The organism is Streptomyces sp. NK08204, from assembly GCF_020400585.1.
In the GTDB taxonomy this organism is placed as follows: Bacteria; Actinomycetota; Actinomycetes; order Streptomycetales; family Streptomycetaceae; genus Streptomyces.
Map to the genome: position 1 here is coordinate 1 of NZ_JAINVF010000110.1, position 258 is coordinate 258.

The following is a 258-nucleotide window of genomic DNA, read 5'->3' on the forward strand; positions in this document are numbered from 1 at the left end:
ATCAGCGGGACGAACGCGCACGTGATCCTGGAGCAGGCACCCGAGGTGGTTGAGGCGCCGGTGGAGGCTGCCGAGCCGGTGGTGCCGGGGGCGGTCGTGCCGTGGGTGCTGTCGGCGAAGTCGGAGGATGCGCTGCGGGCGCAGGCGGGGCGTCTGCTGCCTGTTGCGGGCGGTGGCTCCCACATAGGTGATGTGGCGTTCTCGTTGGTGTCGTCGCGGTCGGTGTTCGAGCGGCGTGCGGTGGTGCTGGCGCGGGAC

Annotated in this window: 1 protein-coding gene; it reads left to right on the top strand. The window is 71.7% G+C overall.

Annotated features, from left to right (window positions below):
- Positions 1–21: 21 nt before the first annotated feature.
- Positions 22–258: hypothetical protein (locus K7G59_RS34535; protein ID WP_225840701.1), on the top strand; the 237-nt coding region annotated here is incomplete at its 3' end.